Genomic DNA, 17358 nt, shown 5'->3' on the forward strand with positions numbered 1-17358 from the left:
ATCTCAAAATTCCCTCTCAAAAGGATGTATGGGTGCGCCCCTGCGATCATGGTGGCGATCAGGGGTAAAGGGCCGTGTTTTCGGCTAATTCATATGGTGGCTTGCGCCAGCGGGTAATACTGGGTGTGGTTATGCTGCTGGGGTTATCAGATCCGGAATAGTTCGCCCGGTGATTTCCTCGAGTTCACCACCCGCCTCAATCATTTTGAGCAGGAGGACCTGATCGTTCATCAGCCCGATACCGTAGGAAGCGTAATAAAGGCGGTACGCCGTTAGCACAGGTTGGATGATCTCCATAACATCACGCCCTTTCGCCAATTCAGCAGAGTACGGTTTTAGAATGTCGTTAATGATCTTCGCATTCTTAGCCTGCTGGCGCAGACCTTTGATAATATTCATCGCCTCGCGTGTCGCGGGGTAGAGCTTGTCGGCCTTTTTAGAGCCACCAACACGGGTACGGAACGAGCGAAGATTTACAAGGGAAGTGGTTTTGTTATCGATCGCGGCGACGATCTCAGATGCGGTTGCAGTTCGAAAATCAAACAGTGCGTCTTTTGCCATTTAGTCTCCTGTGGTCAATTAATATTAATTTCTAACTTTATTATTACATTATGTCATAAATCACACTTTTTGTCAAGTTATTTATTGCATTCAAAGTGAATGTGTGCTATGTGATTTCGAAACCCTACACGATATCGATCCATTTGTCAACCCATGTATCATAAAACGCCCTCAGAGGCTCCAGATTCAACGATGCAAGCGAAGCGGTACAACGACACCAACAACAGGAGAAAAGCGTTCAGAACGTGATACAAGGCCGCTGTGCGGTGATGCTCTGTGCATCATGGCATCGCCACCGAATCACAGAGCGCTACAAGGCCGTTAATGAATGGTAACAATGAATGCTCGCGCCGCCCTCAGTTGATCGTCGCATTTATAAGCTCCTGTCGCCCATGCCTCCGTTCACATTGAACTTCCACACACATGCTGGCAGAGCCATTGGGTCACCCGACACACAGAACAGCAACTGGAGGTAGTTGTGATGGGCTATGGAGGGTTAGAAACTCACGAGGTGGCGTGGCTGTTTCACGTCAGCGAAGGTGAGCTTCTTACCACACAGATCCTGAAGAGGCGGAGCCATTCAGAGCAGAGCGATACAGAAGCATCACTCCTTTAACAGCACCAACAATTGAACGCATGTTCAATTTGTCTTTGACCTTAAGGTGTTGACCTTGGTTTTAATGATTTAGTCAAAAGGATGTGTTAGTAAAAGAGTTAACGAAGTTAACATATGTTTTAGTACACTGAACTTTCTTTAGTGGTGAAATACGTCTTACCACTTACCTTTCTTCAGTGGATAACCGCTTACCTTTCTTCAGTGGTACGCAATATTGAGCATCAAGCCAAGCCCCCAACACCGCTTACCTTTCTTCAGTGGTTTATGTCTGAAATTCCGACATGGTTTGTTAAGGTTTTACTAATGGCTCGCCGTGCGACCAGAGGCATTATCATCTCCCTCCCCCCACTTTCATCTGAAATCACCGACCATTCTCCGCGCTGGCTGGAGATTGGCAATACTATACTTGTTTTCTGTCAAAATTTGGTGGATGATCTCCAACCTTGGTTATCCTGTACACAAATGAACTTAAATACACCTTAAATACTCTATAATTCGCAGTTAATTATTCTATTTTGGTCACAATACGTACAAATCAAGAGACTGTCTGTATGAGCGCTATGGTATGTATTACATAACGAAGCCGCTCCAGTGCTGGGTGCGTTAAATCTGTTGGTGGGTATGGGGCTAAGCATAATCACCTTTCTGAACCACCTTTTCACAAAAAATAAAAAAACATAAAAAACCAAAACAGATGTCCTCTGGTGGCTCCTGTATCGCGCTGTGGGATGTCGTGGATTATTGGTATGTCAGTTTACTATTGCGTGGAGATGACGCGCTGTAGCGCTTCTGGTGGAGCATACGGGGCTGTTGGTGGGGAAGTTTACAATAGTGTGGAAAAGGTACGGAGCAATGACGCTTAGGCCAAGAGAATATCACCTGGTGCTGCTGGTTGTATGGCCTGTTGTTCAACATCGGGTGTCTGTGTTCCAGCAATCTAACTTACACAATGTAAAAGTGTAATTTAGCAAGCCATTGATTTATATAAGTTGTGTTGTGAATGAATGCCAAAGAGACACAAGCAGATTGTTTTATGCATAATTTATTCACGTTCTATTCATCCTGTTGTGTGCGTAAAGTGCTACCTCGCGATATTATGAAAAGATGTTTCATTTTTATTGACACGGGCAGAGCGACGGTCTAACACCACAGCCCATGCGCCGGGATATTTTCCGACACAACAATCTGAAGAGTAGCCCCATCTTCCATTCCCCTCTGGGCGGGAGGGGTTAAACCATATATAAAAAATCATTTACAAAGATCAATTTATGATCAATATTAACACTGTAACTTACATAACGAGAGTCGCAAAGCGATTAGCCAGAGGCTAACCCCCACGGGGGCAAGAGATAACGAAGGAGATAGAATGAAACGAGTTGATCCAGTCAGAGACAAAGAGAAGATTGCAGAGGTTGAAAAGCTTCTACGCCAGCATAACAGCAATCCCATTTACGGTGATTTGTGGGTGTTCCTGAACCAGACAGCGGCGCGAGTGGGTGACGCTCTCAGGTTACGTTATGCAGATTTTAATTACCTTGAGGGGAATGTGCTGAACCTGAAAGAACAGAAGACCGGGAAGACTCGATCTATCATGCTGACAGCGAAAGCGCTTGAACTGGTAGCACAACGCCGTGCTGATAATCCTGGTCATGAATACCTGTTCGAAGTGGACAGCAACCGGGCCAAAGGAAAACCGATCAGCCGGGTGACGGTCTCAGCCAAATTCAAAGAAGCCGGGGATATGCTCAATTTGCACATTGCGGCGCACAGTCCACGCAAGAACCTTGGCTATCACGCCATAAAACGTGGGGTAAGTCTGCCGACGCTCACGAAGCTGTTCGGGCATTCATCGCAGGCGGTCACGCTGGCGTATTGTGGGATCATGGATAAGGATGTTGAAGACGTATTCCAGGCAATCGATTATTGAGGGTGCAACTATGAAGAAAGTTTTACTATGTGTTGTGGCACTGCTGCCGCTGACGGCTCATGCAGGAAAAATCACCATGAGCAACCCCGACGAACAAGTATTAAAGGGCGGGAGGAGGCTTTGTACTTACGAAAACAGCATTTATCTGTTTACCTACGTAACCAAAGGAAAATGCGCTTATGCCAAAACTTTTGACACAAGCGATAATGAAAAAGATTGAACGTGTTATTTTCGTGAGCGCTTCGCGTATTCAGTACTCAATGCTTTCAACAAATTCGTTTCTTTACCCTTCTGAGATTCTTTCTGCCTTTCTTCCCATTCAACTTCTTGCTCTACTTGGGAGATATTCTTACGAGGGCGGGTGTTCAGCCTCGCTTTAACTGTAGGCTCATTACTGGTAAAGTTACGTTCAAAATCAAGTTTAATTGAACGCATTTCCGCATGCATTTTCACATATCCACGAACCATACTTTCTTTGAATTTATAAAAACCTCTTCTCTTATCTCCAAATGCGGATATAACTATCTCACCATATTCTTGCTTACCTAAACAAGTCAGGATACGGCCAAATTTACTTTCATCTGGATTATTATTTGCAATAAGGCCTTTCCAAGATAATTGGTCAATGACATCAATATATGAGATAAGAATATCGCTTTTCTTACGTTGCATATCCGCCGAGTCAGCAATTGACCATAGTACATAAGCAACATCAGGACTTCTTCCTTCTGTAGCCAAGTTATAGTCTTTCTTCAAAAATTCCGCAACGGAACTTACAGCATCCTTCAAACCACTTAAAAACATTGGAAATGTTATTTCTGTTGTCCCATCTTGATACGCCTTGATAAGCATTTTTTCGCAAATCAGGTGAATATAGTGAGGGTATCCATCACTGAGACCAGCAATTCTGAATCGGACATCGTCTGGCACTTTTAGACCAAATTCATTAAATGCCCTGTCAATTATGGCATATCGACCGCTCCAAGATAATGGTTCAAGTTTCATTTCTTGGATTTGTCTGGAACTAGAAGCATGACCGCCCAAGAGTTCGTGCAATGATTGACCAATACCTGTAAATATGATTTTGACCGGGCTTTTTCTGTCACCAAGCTGTTTTAAGAGTGAACCAAATTTCTCTTTTTCTTCAAGTGATGAAATTTGATCAAACTCGTCAATAACGATGTAGGGTGCATCAGAGTGAATTTTTGTTAGAAGACCCAAAGCATAGACAGCCGAAGATACATCGTTGATCTCTACAGTTTCTTGCTGTTTATGGAATTTGTGTTCAAGCTTAACCCATGTAGCACCAACACCTATAGATACACTGGCGGTAAACTCTGCTTTCTTGCGAGCATCCATTCGTTCTACCGCATCACGAAAAGCATCAGCAATTATGCCTGCAAGAGTAGACTCCGCCACACAACTTACCAAGATAGGATCGTTCTGTTCCTGCATATTGTAAGCCACCGTATGGGCTAACGATGACTTCCCCACCCCACGATCACCAAAAATAAATGCATGGCGACCAGGTGCATGTAATGCCATTTCCAGCATATCCACTTGGTCACTACGGCCAAATAGAAATTCACTGGCATCGATAGGTTCTGCTGGACGAATCACTGTATATAATTTGTCCAGAAAATCATGCTTTGTTGCTTGCAGAAAATCCTTCACATAAAGCCCCTTTTATCGCTCATATCCAGTAAAATTTAGCCGGTTCGGAAAGTAGATTAATTTTATAACTAGGATAAAATCCAAGCAATGGCAAACGGTTAGCCCATTGTCGGACTGATAAGGATCACCAGCATAAGCCGTCAATTACATAACAAACCGTGGATAGCGGGAACGTATGAAGATACCGCCTAGTGATCCCTGAACCGCTTTTCTCGTGGCCTACCACTTGTTGCAAGTGCGCCAAGTTGCCAACCCAGCCAGCTAAACAGGTTGAAATCATAGTATGCCGGAAGCTATGCACCAAGCGCCGCTGCCCATAATCATCAAGGTACGGAATACCAAGCTGATCGCGGACATCTGCTAAAACTTTGCCGATCTTCGGCATGTTCTTACCCGACACAGGAGAGAAGATTTTCTCTTTCCACTGACGATTAACAAAATCTAGGAAACCCCACTCGATCAGTTTGGGGTGGATCGCAACTTGTCGCGTTGCATTCTCGGTTTTGCCCTGCCCTCCTTCTGCTATCAGGAGATAATGCCGCTGGCTGTCCTCGTCATACTTGATCTGTGATTTCTCCAGTTTGGCGATCTCTCCCCTTCTGGCTCCGGTGTATGCCAACAACAAGGTGATCCACTTCTCCCAGCCGTCAGGCTGCTTGAGCGCCCAACCAACAAATTTTTTCATTTCTGCTGCACTATATGCGCCAAACCTCGCCTTAGATGGCGCAGCAACAACGCCATCAGTCGGAGACTTCTCCAGAATATCTTTATTGTCAGTCAGGAAGGTTTTGAACAGCGATTTGTAGATCTTCAGATGCTTATGGATTGACTCTGCGCCAACCAAATCTTCAGGCGGTACATCATCACACTCGATTAGTTGCTGAACAGTCATCGACCGATAAGGCTGCACAACACGCTTAGGCAAGTTTTCAACAACTTCCATCACCTGCTTGATATCTTGTTTTGTGATGGTCGTTACATCGGTTGATGCGCCAAGGACAATGAACAGGACTTCCATAAAGCGCTCATTGGCCTGTGAAATTGCCTTCGTCCAGTTCTGAGCCTTCTCCTTTTTGTACATGTTCCACGCGCCAGCCAGCGTTAGCACTTCTTTTGGCTCATCTTGCTTTTGTGGCTTAGTAACTGCTGCCGGGGTAACAGTCTTTCGGTATTCCTGAGCAACCATCGGCTGAATATTGCTCTGCTCATTATTGAGGAATTGTTGAACCAGCCAGTGTTCACTCTGCTGCTTTAAGCGGTTACTGAAATCTGAAAGACGTTGACCAAACTGATCCGGGTGAATGGTTCCACGTTTGACTAAGGGAATGGCTGGAGAAGCAAATGACATCAAGAGTTGCGCGTGGCTGTGGCTATCTGTCTCTAACGACCGACGGAAATATTTATGACCCGACAGGCGAAAGCTGACGTAGTAGATCCCGTTACGGATGATGGTGTGATTGATAGATGTGTGTGCCATTTTGTTTGTCTCTGTGAGTGACAACATAACAAAATGAAGAGAAAAAACCGTGCAAGTCTTTGATTTATATCTTAGATAATCGCCAGGACTACGCTGGCATTATCCAGATCAGGTAATACGGGTATTTCTCAGCCTTCACAAAGAAGGGCACCCCGAGTCATTTACATCATGGGAATAATGTTTCTCACTACTCCCCGACCGGCATAGTAATGCCCGCGAAAAGCCTTGTAAACGGGAAAGGCGGCGCGTCGGGGAAGTGTGGCAGGCTACCGGGCGCAAGACGAACGGGTTAGCGGCGCCGCCCGTTTCATCTCCCGCTCCACCTTTTTATACAGAATGCCCTAAAGCTTCATTCACAAATATAATTTTCATATGAAATTAAGCTCACATCTCACGGCGCGTAACGTTTTAGCTATCCGTGCTTTATGTGATCTACGTCAAAACTTTAAAGGTTGCCTTCCGGGATAGTTGCCACCCGAAACATTTGTTTCTTTATTAGAGATAAATATCTCTTAAGCGCCCTTTCCCGGCATAAAAAAAGAGATCCGTAACGGGCTGATGCCCCCCGAAAGCCGCTGATGGATAAGCGCTTTCTATGAAACATTACTTTTATTGAGAGTGTAAGAATGAAAAGCATGAAGAGATCAGCGGTAGCCGTGCTGGTGATGAGCGTTGTAACGACGGTGTCAGTGAATGGTGCGAAAGCGGCTCCTGCGGCTTACGATCAGGTCTATCAGGAAGGGCAAGAAACCTTGCTGATTAATACCCATAAGCAGGTGCAGGATAATATCGATGCTATTACCGCTACGACGACAGCGATTAACGATATTAAAAATGATGTGGGTGGTAACACGCTCGATATTTCTAACTTGCGCGGCGATCTGGATGCGGAAAGTACAGGTCGTATTGATAACGATCGTATACAAAACCAGCATATCAACGGTAATACGCAGCGCATCACCAGCGCAGAAGCCGATCTTAACCTTACCAAAGATGCAGTCATCATGGTAAATAGCGATCTGCAAAACGCGAAGAGCGCGCTTGCGGATCAGGCGCAGCATGCGCAGGAGACGGCGGACAAAGCCGATGGCAAAGCTGATAGCGCCCTGCAGGAAGCGAGCGCTGCGCTGAATACAGCCGGAAGCGCAAAAATGGATGCAGCGACGGCTAATACGAAGGCGGACCAGAATAGCGCCGATCTGCAAAAAGAAACGGCTGCCCGCCAACAGGATATTCAGGCGGTCAAATCTGACGTTGCAGGTAAAGTCAGCCAGATGGTTTACGCGGATGATAAAAAAGATCAGGCCATGACTGATGACAAACAGGACCGCCGTCTTGCCTCCCTTGAGAATCAGCCTAAGCCTAAAGATGGGGCACAAGGCCCACAAGGTTTGCCGGGGCTGAAAGGTGATACAGGAGACTCTGTTAAAGGCGACAAGGGTGACAAGGGTGACAAGGGTGACAAGGGTGACAAGGGTGATTCTGTCAAAGGTGATAAAGGTGATACAGGTGATAAAGGTGATGCTGGCGCAAACGGTGTAACTACAGTTATACACAAGAAAGAAATCGATAGCACCACTATCGGCCAGGTTAACGCCAATACGCAAAGCATCAAAACGGTAAACGATAAAACTCAGGTCCAGGCGCAGGATCTGCAAGCGGCGAAGCAGTTTATCAGCCAGGCGCAGGCGGCGAACAACAACCGCTTCCAGTCCCTGAAAGACGAAGTTGATGGTAATAAGCAGGAAGCGCGCGGCGGGGTTGCCTCTGCCATCGCTATCGCCTCTATGCCGCAGGTGCAGGCAGGTCAAAAATTTATGCTGTCAGCTGGCGCAGGCGCGTTTAAAGATGAGCAGGCGGTCAGCGTAGGCGCCTCGTTCCATGCCAGCGAAAACACCATTATCAAGGCGGGCATCAGCGATTCCACCAATAATGATTTTGCTATGGGCGCGGGGGTTGGTATTGGATTCTGACGACACCCTATCGTCACGTTCAACACCTTAAGGCTTATGGCCAAACGTATATTTTACTCAGTATTCGTCTCTGCGGCATTGATATTTACCGGCTTTTTTATCGGTTATATCTATTTCGTATTAATGAACGTAAGCTGTATCAACTGAAGTCGTCGTAATAATCCCGGCAAATAAGCCTGAGAGCAATTTATTTGCCCAGTAAACCTTTAATAAAAAGATAACGAAATGAATAAAGTAATGATGATAGTCATGGCCGCCACTGTTCTGGCCGGCTGTTCTTCCCCTGCTGAAAGAATGGCCGCATGTCAGGCGCAGGGGGTGAGCCGCGATGCGTGCTATATCTCTGAACAAAACCGCCAGGCCACCATTAACGCGGCGGCAGAAAAGCAGGCGATGGAAAACGCGCAGGCGCTTTATCCTGTGCAAAAAGCGCAGGCCGCCCACGTGGCCGATCCGATGCGGGAAGCCACGCTGACCGCCCCCGGCATCAAAGCGAAGCTCTCCAACGGCTTTTTCACTGCCACCATCAACGGTAAAAAAGCCAAAGTGAAGCGTTTTAATGCTCACTATTATGAAATCAGCGGCGCGGGCTATATCCTCTCGGTTTCGCTTGATGATGAAAATATTCAAAGCGCCTCCTGGACGAAAGCCCACTCCAGAGATAACGGTATTATGCAGGTAAAACAATAACTGCCCGCCCCGCCTTCTGGCGGGGCTTTTTAACGCAGCGGTAATAACACACACCAGGCAACGCTAAATTATTTCCTCCATTAAAATCTATTCCCGCTTCGTTTACCTGCGCGTCAAAAATGTTACACGCATGTAGATAAGAGAAACGCGCTATTAAGCAAAATGTGCGCTCCCCGTTTTTATCCCTGAGAAAGCACGATTTGTAACACTCTCTGTCGCAGATTTACACTCACAGAATACACAATCTAACTTCTTGTTTTTAATGCATTTAATAAGGGTCACCACCCCCTTGCTGCCGGGTGGTGCTATCCCCGGGCTTTTTCAGGCAAAACAGGGAGTAAATTAACCATTGAGCCTGACATCAAAAGGCTCTATATTGGCGGCGTTTTTTTACAGGCCAACCTTTTTACTTACTATTTATTCAATCGTGGCGCATAGCGAAGCCGCGGTTGTGGGAGTGATATGATGACGGATAAAGTCCGTATTGACACCGCAGATGCCCGCAAAAGCAACGAAACCTACCTGGCCCGTCAGGCCGAGTTTGAATCAAACGTCAGGAGTTACCCGCGCAAGCTGCCTTTAGCGATTACTAAAGCGAATGGCGTGTGGATCACCGATGCTGATAATAAAGAGTATCTGGACTGTCTGGCAGGCGCAGGCACCCTTGCGCTTGGCCATAACCATCCTGACGTGCTGCAAAGCATCCAAAATGTCATTACCAGCGGCTTGCCGTTACATACCCTGGATCTGACGACGCCGCTCAAAGACGCGTTCTCAGAATACCTGCTCTCTCTGCTGCCGGGCCAGGGTAAAGAATACTGCCTGCAGTTTACCGGCCCGTCCGGTGCGGACGCCGTTGAAGCGGCACTGAAGCTGGCGAAAAAAGCGACCGGCCGCAGCAGCATTATCAGCTTCTCCGGCGGCTACCACGGCATGACCCACGGCGCGCTCTCCGTGACCGGCAACCTGTCGCCGAAAGAAGCGGTGGATAACATGATGCCGGAAGTGCAGTTCATGCCTTATCCGCACGAGTACCGCTGCCCGCTGGGTATCGGCGGCGAAGCGGGCGTGAAGGCGCTGAGCTACTACTTCGAAAACCTGATCAACGACGTGGAAAGCGGCGTACGTAAACCTGCGGCGGTCATTCTGGAAGCCGTTCAGGGCGAAGGCGGCGTGAACCCGGCACCGGTTGAGTGGCTGCAGCGCATCCGCAAAGTCACCCAAGAGCACGGCATTCTGCTGATTCTGGATGAAGTTCAGGCGGGCTTCGCGCGTACCGGTAAATTCTTCGCGTTCGAACACGCAGGCATCGAGCCGGACATCATCGTTATGTCCAAAGCGGTTGGTGGCGGTCTGCCGCTGGCAGTACTCGGCATTAAGAAAAAGTTCGACGCCTGGGCGCCGGGCCACCACACCGGTACTTTCCGCGGCAACCAGCTGGCGATGGCGAGCGGCCTGACCACTCTGCAGATCCTGAAAGAGCAAAAAATTGCCGATAAAGTGGCGGTCCAGGGTGAATGGCTGAAAGCGCAGCTCAATGAAATGAAGAAGCGCTATCCGGTAATTGGCCACGTTCGTGGTCTGGGCCTGATGATCGGTATTGAGATCGTTAAGCCGAACGAAGCGGCAGACCATATGGGCTGCTTCCCGGGCGACGGCGAACTCTCTGCCCTGCTGCAGAAGAAATGCTTTGAAGCGGGCCTGATCCTGGAGCGTGGCGGCCGTAACGGTATCGTTCTGCGCCTGCTGCCTTCCCTGCTGATCAGCGATCAGGATCTGAAGGTATTCCTGGATAAATTTGAGCAGGCGCTGCTTGCCGCGGGCGTTCGCCCGGTATAACCGGAGTTGTTTTAAGATGTCGGAATCAAACCCAATTTTATCCTCCTCGGCGCAGAGCATCGAAGCCTATAAGCAGGCGATCGAGCAGAGCAGCCAGGCGGTAATGCAGTGGCTGCAGCAGTCTGAGATGTATCAGGGGAAAACGGTCGCCGAACTGCGCGACACCATCTCTCTGAACTTCAGCCAGAAAGGGCTTGGCAACGAAGAGGCGATTGCGCGCGCGGTAGAGTACTTCCTGAAAGACAGTCTCTCCGTACACCATCCGCAGTGCGTGGCGCACCTGCACTGCCCGAGCCTGGTGGTAAGCCAGGCCGCGGAAGTGCTGATTAACGCCACCAACCAAAGTATGGACTCCTGGGACCAGAGCCCGTCGGCCACCATTATTGAGATCAAACTTATCGAATGGCTGCGTAGCCGCGTGGGCTACCAGGCTGGCGACGCGGGCGTCTTTACCAGCGGCGGCACCCAGAGCAACCTGATGGGCCTGATGCTGGCGCGCGACGCATTCTTTGCGCGCCAGGGCCACTCGGTTCAGCAGGATGGCCTGACAGGCGATCTGCGTAAAATTCGCGTGCTCTGCTCCGAAAATGCCCACTTCTCCGTGCAGAAGAACATGGCGCTGATGGGGCTGGGTTACCAGTCCGTGCTCCAGGTGAAAACCGACGAGCATTGCCGGATGGATCTGCGCGATCTGGAAGCGAAAATCGCCCAGTGCAACGCCAACGGCGAACAGATCCTGGCGATTGTCGCGACCGCGGGCACAACCGATGCGGGCGCTATCGATCCGCTCCGCGCGATTGCTGAACTGGCGGCGAAGCAGAATATCTGGGTTCACGTGGATGCGGCCTGGGGCGGCGCGCTGCTGATGTCTGAGCAGTATCGTCACTACCTGGACGGTATCGAACTGGTGGACTCCGTGACGCTGGACTTCCACAAGCAGTTCTTCCAGACCATCAGCTGCGGTGCTTTCCTGCTGAAAGAGGCGCGCCACTATGAGCTGATGCGCTATCAGGCTGCTTACCTGAACTCTGAGTTCGACGAAGAAGCGGGCGTGCCTAACCTGGTCTCCAAATCTCTGCAGACCACCCGTCGTTTCGACGCGCTGAAGCTGTGGATGAGCCTGGAAGCGCTGGGTCAGGAGCAGTACGCGGCGATCATCGATCACGGCGTAACGCTCTCTCGGCAGGTGGCTGACTATGTACAGACGCAGAGCGCGCTGGAGCTGGTGATGCAGCCGCAGCTGGCGAGCGTGCTGTTCCGCTTCCGTCCGCAATCGGCGATGAGCGATGCGGATGTGGCGCTGTTGAACCAGAAAACGGGCGATGCGCTGCTGGAGTCGGGCCGTGCCAACGTGGGCGTGACCGAGCACAACGGGTTGACCTGTCTGAAGCTGACGCTGCTGAACCCGACCGTAACGCTGGACGATATCAAAGTCCTGCTGTCGCTGGTGGAACGTACCGCAGAAGAGATTCTGGCGAAGTAAGTTTCTCAGTTAAAAGCCCCTCAGATGAGGGGCTTTTTTTTGCCTGAGAATAACGCCGAAGGGAGGTTACGTTTTATCCCTCGGCTTTTCGTCTGCGTACCCGTAGTCATAAGCGTGACGATAGCCGGTGCGGTAATAAGAGGCGGATGAATGGACGATATCATTCAGAATGGCCCCTTTCACCGCGACGCCCACCTGCTGGAGTCGTTTGAGACAAACCTGCATCTCTTTGGCGGTGTTCATGCCAAAACGCGCCACCAGCAGCGTGGAAGCGGCTGCCCGCCCGACCAGCAGCGAGTCGGAGACGGCCAGGATCGGCGGCGTATCCACAACGACCATATCATAACGGGCATTGGCCCACTCCATCAGTTGCTGAAAAGCCTCCCTCATCAGCAGCTCAGAGGGATTACCCTCTACTTCACCGCAGGTGATCACATCGATCCCCCCCGCCTCGTAGCGCTGTACGACCTCTTCACAGTGACGGCTACCCGCCAGCACCTGTGCCAGCCCGTGCGTGTTCGGCAGGCTGAAGATATGGTGGACATAGCCTTTGCGCATGTCCGCGTCGATAAAGAGCACCCGCTTTCCCGCCTGGGCAACGACGCTCGCCAGCGAAGTGCTGACCAGGGTTTTTCCACAGTCCTGCGTGGGGCCCGAAATCATAATAATACGGTTCTCCGCCTCCATCAGGGTAAAGTGGAGGCTGGCGCGCAGCCCGCGAACCGCTTCCACAAAAAGATCGAGAGGCTTGTCCACCGGCAGGAACGGCACATTTTTTATGATGTGCTTGTTACGCCCATACCAGAGGTTTATCCCGTGCAGGCGAGTCTGTTTCCACAGCCAGGGGGAACGCGGCAGCGTCGCCATGACCTCAAAGCCCTGCGCTTCCAGCGCATCGGAACCGTCAATGCCGCGCCTCAGGGCGAGGCGTACCATCACGATCCCTGTCGAAAAAATCAGCCCCGAGAGCACGCCAAGCACCATAATCAGCATCTTTTTAGGTTTGATCGCCTCCGGCTGCGTCACCGCGGCGTCAATGATCCGCACGTTGCCAATGGTGCTGGAACGGGAAATATTCAGCTCCTGCTGGCGGGTCAGTAACTGCTGATAGATCACGCGTCCTGAATCGACGTCGCGGCTCAGACGCAGGATATGCTGCTGCGTGGTCGGCATGGTGGTGATGCGCTTGTTCAGCTTCTCTTTCTCCGCCTCCAGGGTCTGGCGTTTTTCGAGCAGTGCCCGGAAGGTGGGGTGATCTTTCTTAAAGTGCTGCGACACCTCCGCCTCGCGGAAGGTCAGTTCGTTGAGCTGATTTTCCACATTGACCATCTGCTCCAGCAGCGATTTCGCTTCCAGGGAAAGATCCACGGAGTCGCGCTGCTTACGATAGTCGTTAAGGCGTTCTTCAGCCGTCTCCAGCTCACGCTGCACCTGCGGAAGCTGACGCTGCAAAAATGCCAGGCTTCGGGCATCCTGTTCCGCCTGACGCCTGATATTTTGCTGGAGATAGTTTTCCGCAATGTGGTTCAGCGTCTTCTCCATCTTTTCGGGATGGGTGCCGATAAGCGTCAGGCTGAGCATGCCGCTTTGCTTGGCCAGCTCCGTTACGGTTAAAGCGGTGTTGAGCGCGTTGATGGCCTCGAGCCGGGTCTGCTTGCTGAGGAAAAACTGGTCGCCGGGAGCGGCCTCTATGCTTTTCACCTCAAGCGTCACGCCCGCCTGGTAGAGCGGCTTGCCCGTCTCACCCTGCGCATGGATCCCCGCCCCTTCCACGCGAAAATGGGTGCTATCGAGCACGGTAATAAGCAGCTCATCCTGCGAGCCGGGAAGCTGTAACATGCCGAGCGTTAACGAGGCGGGCTTCTTACCGGCAATCTTCGCCCAGAGAGGGCCGACCACCGGCAGATAGCGCTGGCGGACGCGGTAGTTAAGTCTGAGTTCATCCACCGTTTTGCCGAGGATCATGCGCGACTTCAGCAGCAGCATCTCCGGCTCGGCATCCGGAGTGAGATCGGGCGCCAGCTTCTCCAGCGTCTGCCAGGGGCTAGAATCCTTCTTGCTCTCTACCTGTATCAGCGCATCGGCCCGGTATACCGGGGTGGCAAAAATAACGTATAACCCCGCAGCAAGGGTAAATAATAGGGTAAAAACCAGAATCATCACGCGATGATCGATTGCTTCTCCGAGCAGACGAGCCAGATCCAGCTCGTTCTCTTCGCTCGCGGAAGCGCCATAGCCATCTGTAATATATGAAGACATAGGTGCCTGCTCCTTAGCGGCTCAATCTCTGAGCCCATTCCTGACTCGCGCTGCCAAGCAGGGCGAATACATGTTCAAACGCGTCAACGCTCTTACGATACGGATCGGGGATTTCCCGCCGCGCCAGCCACTGGCCAAACAGCAGCGCCTTGCCCCGGCAGGCAGGCGCTATGCGCGAAATATGATCCAGGTGCGCCAGCTCCATCACCAGAATCAGTTCATATTCCTGTAAAACCTGCGCTGTCAGCCGGCGCGCCACGTGCCCTTCCAGCGACACGCCATTCAGTTCGGCCACCCGCCTGGCAAGCGCGTCTGCCGGTTGCCCCACCAGAGCGGCGAGGCCCGCCGAGGCGACGCGCATCTGTGGCAGAGCCTGACGCAACAGGCGCTCCCCTATGGGCGAGCGGCAAACGTTGCCGGTGCAGACCACCAGGATTGAGCCAAACGTCATTGCGGCCACGAGCGGATATAGCGAACCGTTTCGGTAAGGTCATGTACACCGGCGATCGTCGGCACGAGCTGGGAGATGACCCGGTTCCAGCGCGACAGCGGCGCGGTGGTGACATAGACGATATCGTAGGGCTGAAGCTGAAATTCGGTGCCCAGCACCATCGCCGAGGCATCTTTCGCGTCAAGCTGATAGATGGCGGCGATTTTTTCAGAAGGTGCCTTTTTCTGCACCGAGCGGATCACGAATATGCCCGTCGCGTCGGCCATATTCTGGTTCAGCCCGCCCGCGCTGCCGAGCGCCTCGGCCAGCGTCATCCCGCTACGATCCATCTTCAGCGTGCTCTGCTTAACCACTTCGCCCATCACAAACACCTTCAGCGCGTCGTTACGGGGAATAAACAGAATATCGCCAGGATAAAGCAGCCGGTTTTGCGTCAGATCGCCATGCTGCATCAGGGCATAGAGGGAGAGGCGGGTATCTTTTCCCTTATGTGTCAACACCACGTTTCGCCAGTCGGCGTCGGTGGAGAGGCCCCCCGCCGCGTTGATGGCGTCCATTACCGTAAGCGGAATGTTGGTGATCGGCTGCTGACCCGATTTAACCACTTCGCCCGTGACGTACGCTTTTTGTGAACGGAAAGCGGCCACGCTGACGTCGACCTGCGGGCTTTCAATGACCCGCTCCAGACGGGAGGCGATCATGTCGCGCACCTCAGGGGTGGTTTTCCCTGCGACGTGCAGCTTGCCGATATAGGGATAAAAAAGGTTACCCCGGGCATCGACCCAGTTGCCGGTATCGCTGGCGCTGCGATACTGGCCCGCAGGCGTGGTCAGCTCCGGATGATCCCACACGGTGATGTTCAAAATATCGCCCACACCGATACGGTATTCCCACTGCTTCAGCTGCTCGTCGAGTTTAGGATTATCCTGAGATTTAGCTGGCGCGGATCGCATGCGTTCAATCAAAGAAGGGGTTACGGGATAAACGTCGACGCGTTTATCCAGATCATAATCTTTATCATCGGTGCTTATTACTTTTTTGCCTGACGTGGTCAGATGTTGCCCAGGCATAATTACGCACCCGCTAATCTGAGTGGTAATTAAAAAAATCGCGAGGAGATTTACTATTTTTTTCATTATAGACTTCTGTCATTAATATCATAGTCACCCGTACAGATGGCGACGCCGGGAACTCTTTAAAAAACAATACATTCAAATAGTTAAGAAATAAAAATTCTAAATGGTTATATATAAACGCTGATAATCAGGGTTTCCTTACAATTAGCCACAGGCAAAGCAGACATTTAAAATAATTAAATTAACGCATATTTTCTCGGCGAGAAATTGTAAACCCTGGGAATGTAAAAATCATGTTTCTAAAGAGAGAAAAAGGGATTGCCGGAACTTTTTAGGAAAATATTAAGTTATTAATTAATCCTATAAGTAAAAAGCAAAGCATGTATTCATCAGAAAAATAATTAATGGACCTGAGGGTGGGATTTTTTGATCACTTTTGTTACATTTTTTCTTAAACGCGCGTCGCGCAGGCAAATAAGATAAGGTTTTTGCCGCGCTGGAAAGGCAGCGGGCAATAGCATCAGTAAGCTATAAGTTAACCGGAGAAAAAATGGCTAAGCGTAAATTGCTGCTTCTGGGTATGTTTTTGGCTCTGACGGGCGCGGCGAAGGCTGCTCCCCAGCCGGCCGCGGCCCCTTCAGGCATCCAGGCTTATGAAGAACAAGAGTTTATCGCCGATTTTACGAAATTTAAGATTGGCGATACCGCCCCGGCGATCTACCAGACCCCGGAGTACACCATCAAGCAGTATCAGCTGCGTAATCTCCCTGCGCCTGACGCAGGCACGCACTGGACCTATATGGGTGAAAACTACGTCCTGATTAACAATACGGACGGCAAAATCCTTAAAGTGTACAACGGAGATATCTTCTATCACCGTTAAGCGCGTCGAGGTTCGTCCCTGGCGGGAGAGCGATCGCCCTTTTCTGCGTACCCTCTATCTGCATGCGCGCCGGCAGGCCTGGCCGTGGCTGGATGGCAGCGGCTGGCAGCTGGAGGACTTTGATGCGGCCACGCTCAACGAGCAGATCTGGGTGGCGGAGCAGGCAGGCGAACGCGTGGGGTTTGCTTCCGTCAGCCCGCAGGATAATTTTCTGCACAACCTCTTTGTCGATCCGCAGCACCAGCGCCAGGGGGTGGGCGGTTTATTGCTGGAGCAGGTGCAAAGGACGTTTACCAGTACGGGGGCGCTGAAGTGCCTGGTAAGAAACGAGCAGGCGACGGCCTTTTACCAGCGCCACGGCTGGCACATAGAGGCGACGGGCGACTCTCCTGAGGGAGAGTATTATCTGATGCATTACCGGTTGCGTTAACGCCGGATGGCGCGGCGCC

14 protein-coding genes are annotated in these 17358 nt (G+C 50.9%); 8 read left to right on the top strand and 6 right to left on the bottom strand.

The window, feature by feature from the left end; translation table 11 throughout:
- Positions 1 to 129: 129 nt before the first annotated feature.
- Positions 130 to 561 carry a hypothetical protein gene (locus BN3796_RS17855; protein WP_061709694.1) on the bottom strand — a complete coding sequence of 144 codons (432 nt, stop codon included), beginning with the start codon at positions 559 to 561 and terminating at the stop codon, positions 130 to 132.
- Between the two features lie 1982 nt (positions 562 to 2543).
- Here BN3796_RS17855 and BN3796_RS17860 point away from each other — a divergent pair.
- Both BN3796_RS17860 and BN3796_RS17865 read left to right on the top strand, forming a co-directional pair.
- Positions 2544 to 3104 carry a tyrosine-type recombinase/integrase gene (locus tag BN3796_RS17860; RefSeq protein WP_061709695.1) on the top strand — a complete coding sequence of 187 codons (561 nt, stop codon included), beginning with the start codon at positions 2544 to 2546 and terminating at the stop codon, positions 3102 to 3104.
- A gap of 10 nt (positions 3105 to 3114) precedes the next feature.
- Entirely contained in the window at positions 3115 to 3324 is a 210-nt protein-coding gene (locus tag BN3796_RS17865; protein WP_061709696.1) for a hypothetical protein, read from the top strand.
- 5 nt (positions 3325 to 3329) lie between these two features.
- Here the strand turns inward: BN3796_RS17865 and BN3796_RS17870 are convergent, their stop codons facing one another.
- Together BN3796_RS17870 and BN3796_RS17875 are read right to left on the bottom strand one after the other, a co-directional pair.
- The gene (locus tag BN3796_RS17870; protein WP_061709697.1) at positions 3330 to 4778 is read right to left on the bottom strand and encodes an AAA family ATPase; all 1449 of its coding nucleotides are present in this window, start codon (positions 4776 to 4778) and stop codon (positions 3330 to 3332) included.
- A 124-nt stretch (positions 4779 to 4902) separates the two neighbouring features.
- Positions 4903 to 6255: a site-specific integrase gene (locus BN3796_RS17875; RefSeq protein WP_061710056.1), complete on the bottom strand. Its 1353-nt coding sequence runs from the start codon at positions 6253 to 6255 to the stop codon at positions 4903 to 4905.
- A gap of 635 nt (positions 6256 to 6890) precedes the next feature.
- Between BN3796_RS17875 and BN3796_RS17880 the strand changes: the two genes are divergently transcribed.
- The 4 genes from BN3796_RS17880 (at position 6891) to BN3796_RS17895 (ending at position 12240) form a co-directional block, all read left to right on the top strand.
- Complete coding sequence (locus BN3796_RS17880) at positions 6891 to 8228, top strand: YadA C-terminal domain-containing protein (RefSeq protein ID WP_061709698.1); 1338 nt, start codon at positions 6891 to 6893, stop codon at positions 8226 to 8228.
- 225 nt (positions 8229 to 8453) lie between these two features.
- Positions 8454 to 8918 (top strand): hypothetical protein, encoded by a 465-nt coding sequence (locus BN3796_RS17885; protein WP_061709699.1) that lies wholly within the window; start codon positions 8454 to 8456, stop codon positions 8916 to 8918.
- Positions 8919 to 9380: 462 nt separating this feature from the next.
- Positions 9381 to 10757, top strand: coding sequence for a diaminobutyrate--2-oxoglutarate transaminase (locus BN3796_RS17890; protein WP_061709700.1), 1377 nt, complete (start codon positions 9381 to 9383; stop codon positions 10755 to 10757).
- Positions 10758 to 10773: 16 nt separating this feature from the next.
- Positions 10774 to 12240 carry a pyridoxal phosphate-dependent decarboxylase family protein gene (locus BN3796_RS17895; protein ID WP_061709701.1) on the top strand — a complete coding sequence of 489 codons (1467 nt, stop codon included), beginning with the start codon at positions 10774 to 10776 and terminating at the stop codon, positions 12238 to 12240.
- Positions 12241 to 12306: 66 nt separating this feature from the next.
- Here the strand turns inward: BN3796_RS17895 and BN3796_RS17900 are convergent, their stop codons facing one another.
- The 3 genes from BN3796_RS17900 to BN3796_RS17910 are packed head-to-tail and all read right to left on the bottom strand — an operon-like array spanning position 12307 to position 16086.
- Positions 12307 to 14499, bottom strand: coding sequence for a polysaccharide biosynthesis tyrosine autokinase (locus tag BN3796_RS17900; RefSeq protein ID WP_061709702.1), 2193 nt, complete (start codon positions 14497 to 14499; stop codon positions 12307 to 12309).
- A 13-nt stretch (positions 14500 to 14512) separates the two neighbouring features.
- Positions 14513 to 14959, bottom strand: a complete 447-nt coding sequence (locus BN3796_RS17905; protein WP_061709703.1) for an arsenate reductase/protein-tyrosine-phosphatase family protein — start codon at positions 14957 to 14959, stop codon at positions 14513 to 14515.
- Complete coding sequence (locus BN3796_RS17910) at positions 14947 to 16086, bottom strand: polysaccharide export protein (protein WP_061709704.1); 1140 nt, start codon at positions 16084 to 16086, stop codon at positions 14947 to 14949. The genes BN3796_RS17905 and BN3796_RS17910 overlap by 13 nt, the downstream gene beginning before the upstream one ends.
- 490 nt (positions 16087 to 16576) lie before the next feature.
- Between BN3796_RS17910 and BN3796_RS17915 the strand changes: the two genes are divergently transcribed.
- Both BN3796_RS17915 and BN3796_RS17920 read left to right on the top strand, forming a co-directional pair.
- Positions 16577 to 16909, top strand: a complete 333-nt coding sequence (locus BN3796_RS17915; RefSeq protein WP_061709705.1) for an RcnB family protein — start codon at positions 16577 to 16579, stop codon at positions 16907 to 16909.
- Entirely contained in the window at positions 16854 to 17339 is a 486-nt protein-coding gene (locus BN3796_RS17920; protein WP_061709706.1) for a GNAT family N-acetyltransferase, read from the top strand. The genes BN3796_RS17915 and BN3796_RS17920 overlap by 56 nt, the downstream gene beginning before the upstream one ends.
- Positions 17340 to 17358 lie beyond the last annotated feature (19 nt).

It is taken from the genome of Pseudenterobacter timonensis, assembly GCF_900021175.1.
GTDB lineage: Bacteria > Pseudomonadota > Gammaproteobacteria > Enterobacterales > Enterobacteriaceae > Enterobacter > Enterobacter timonensis.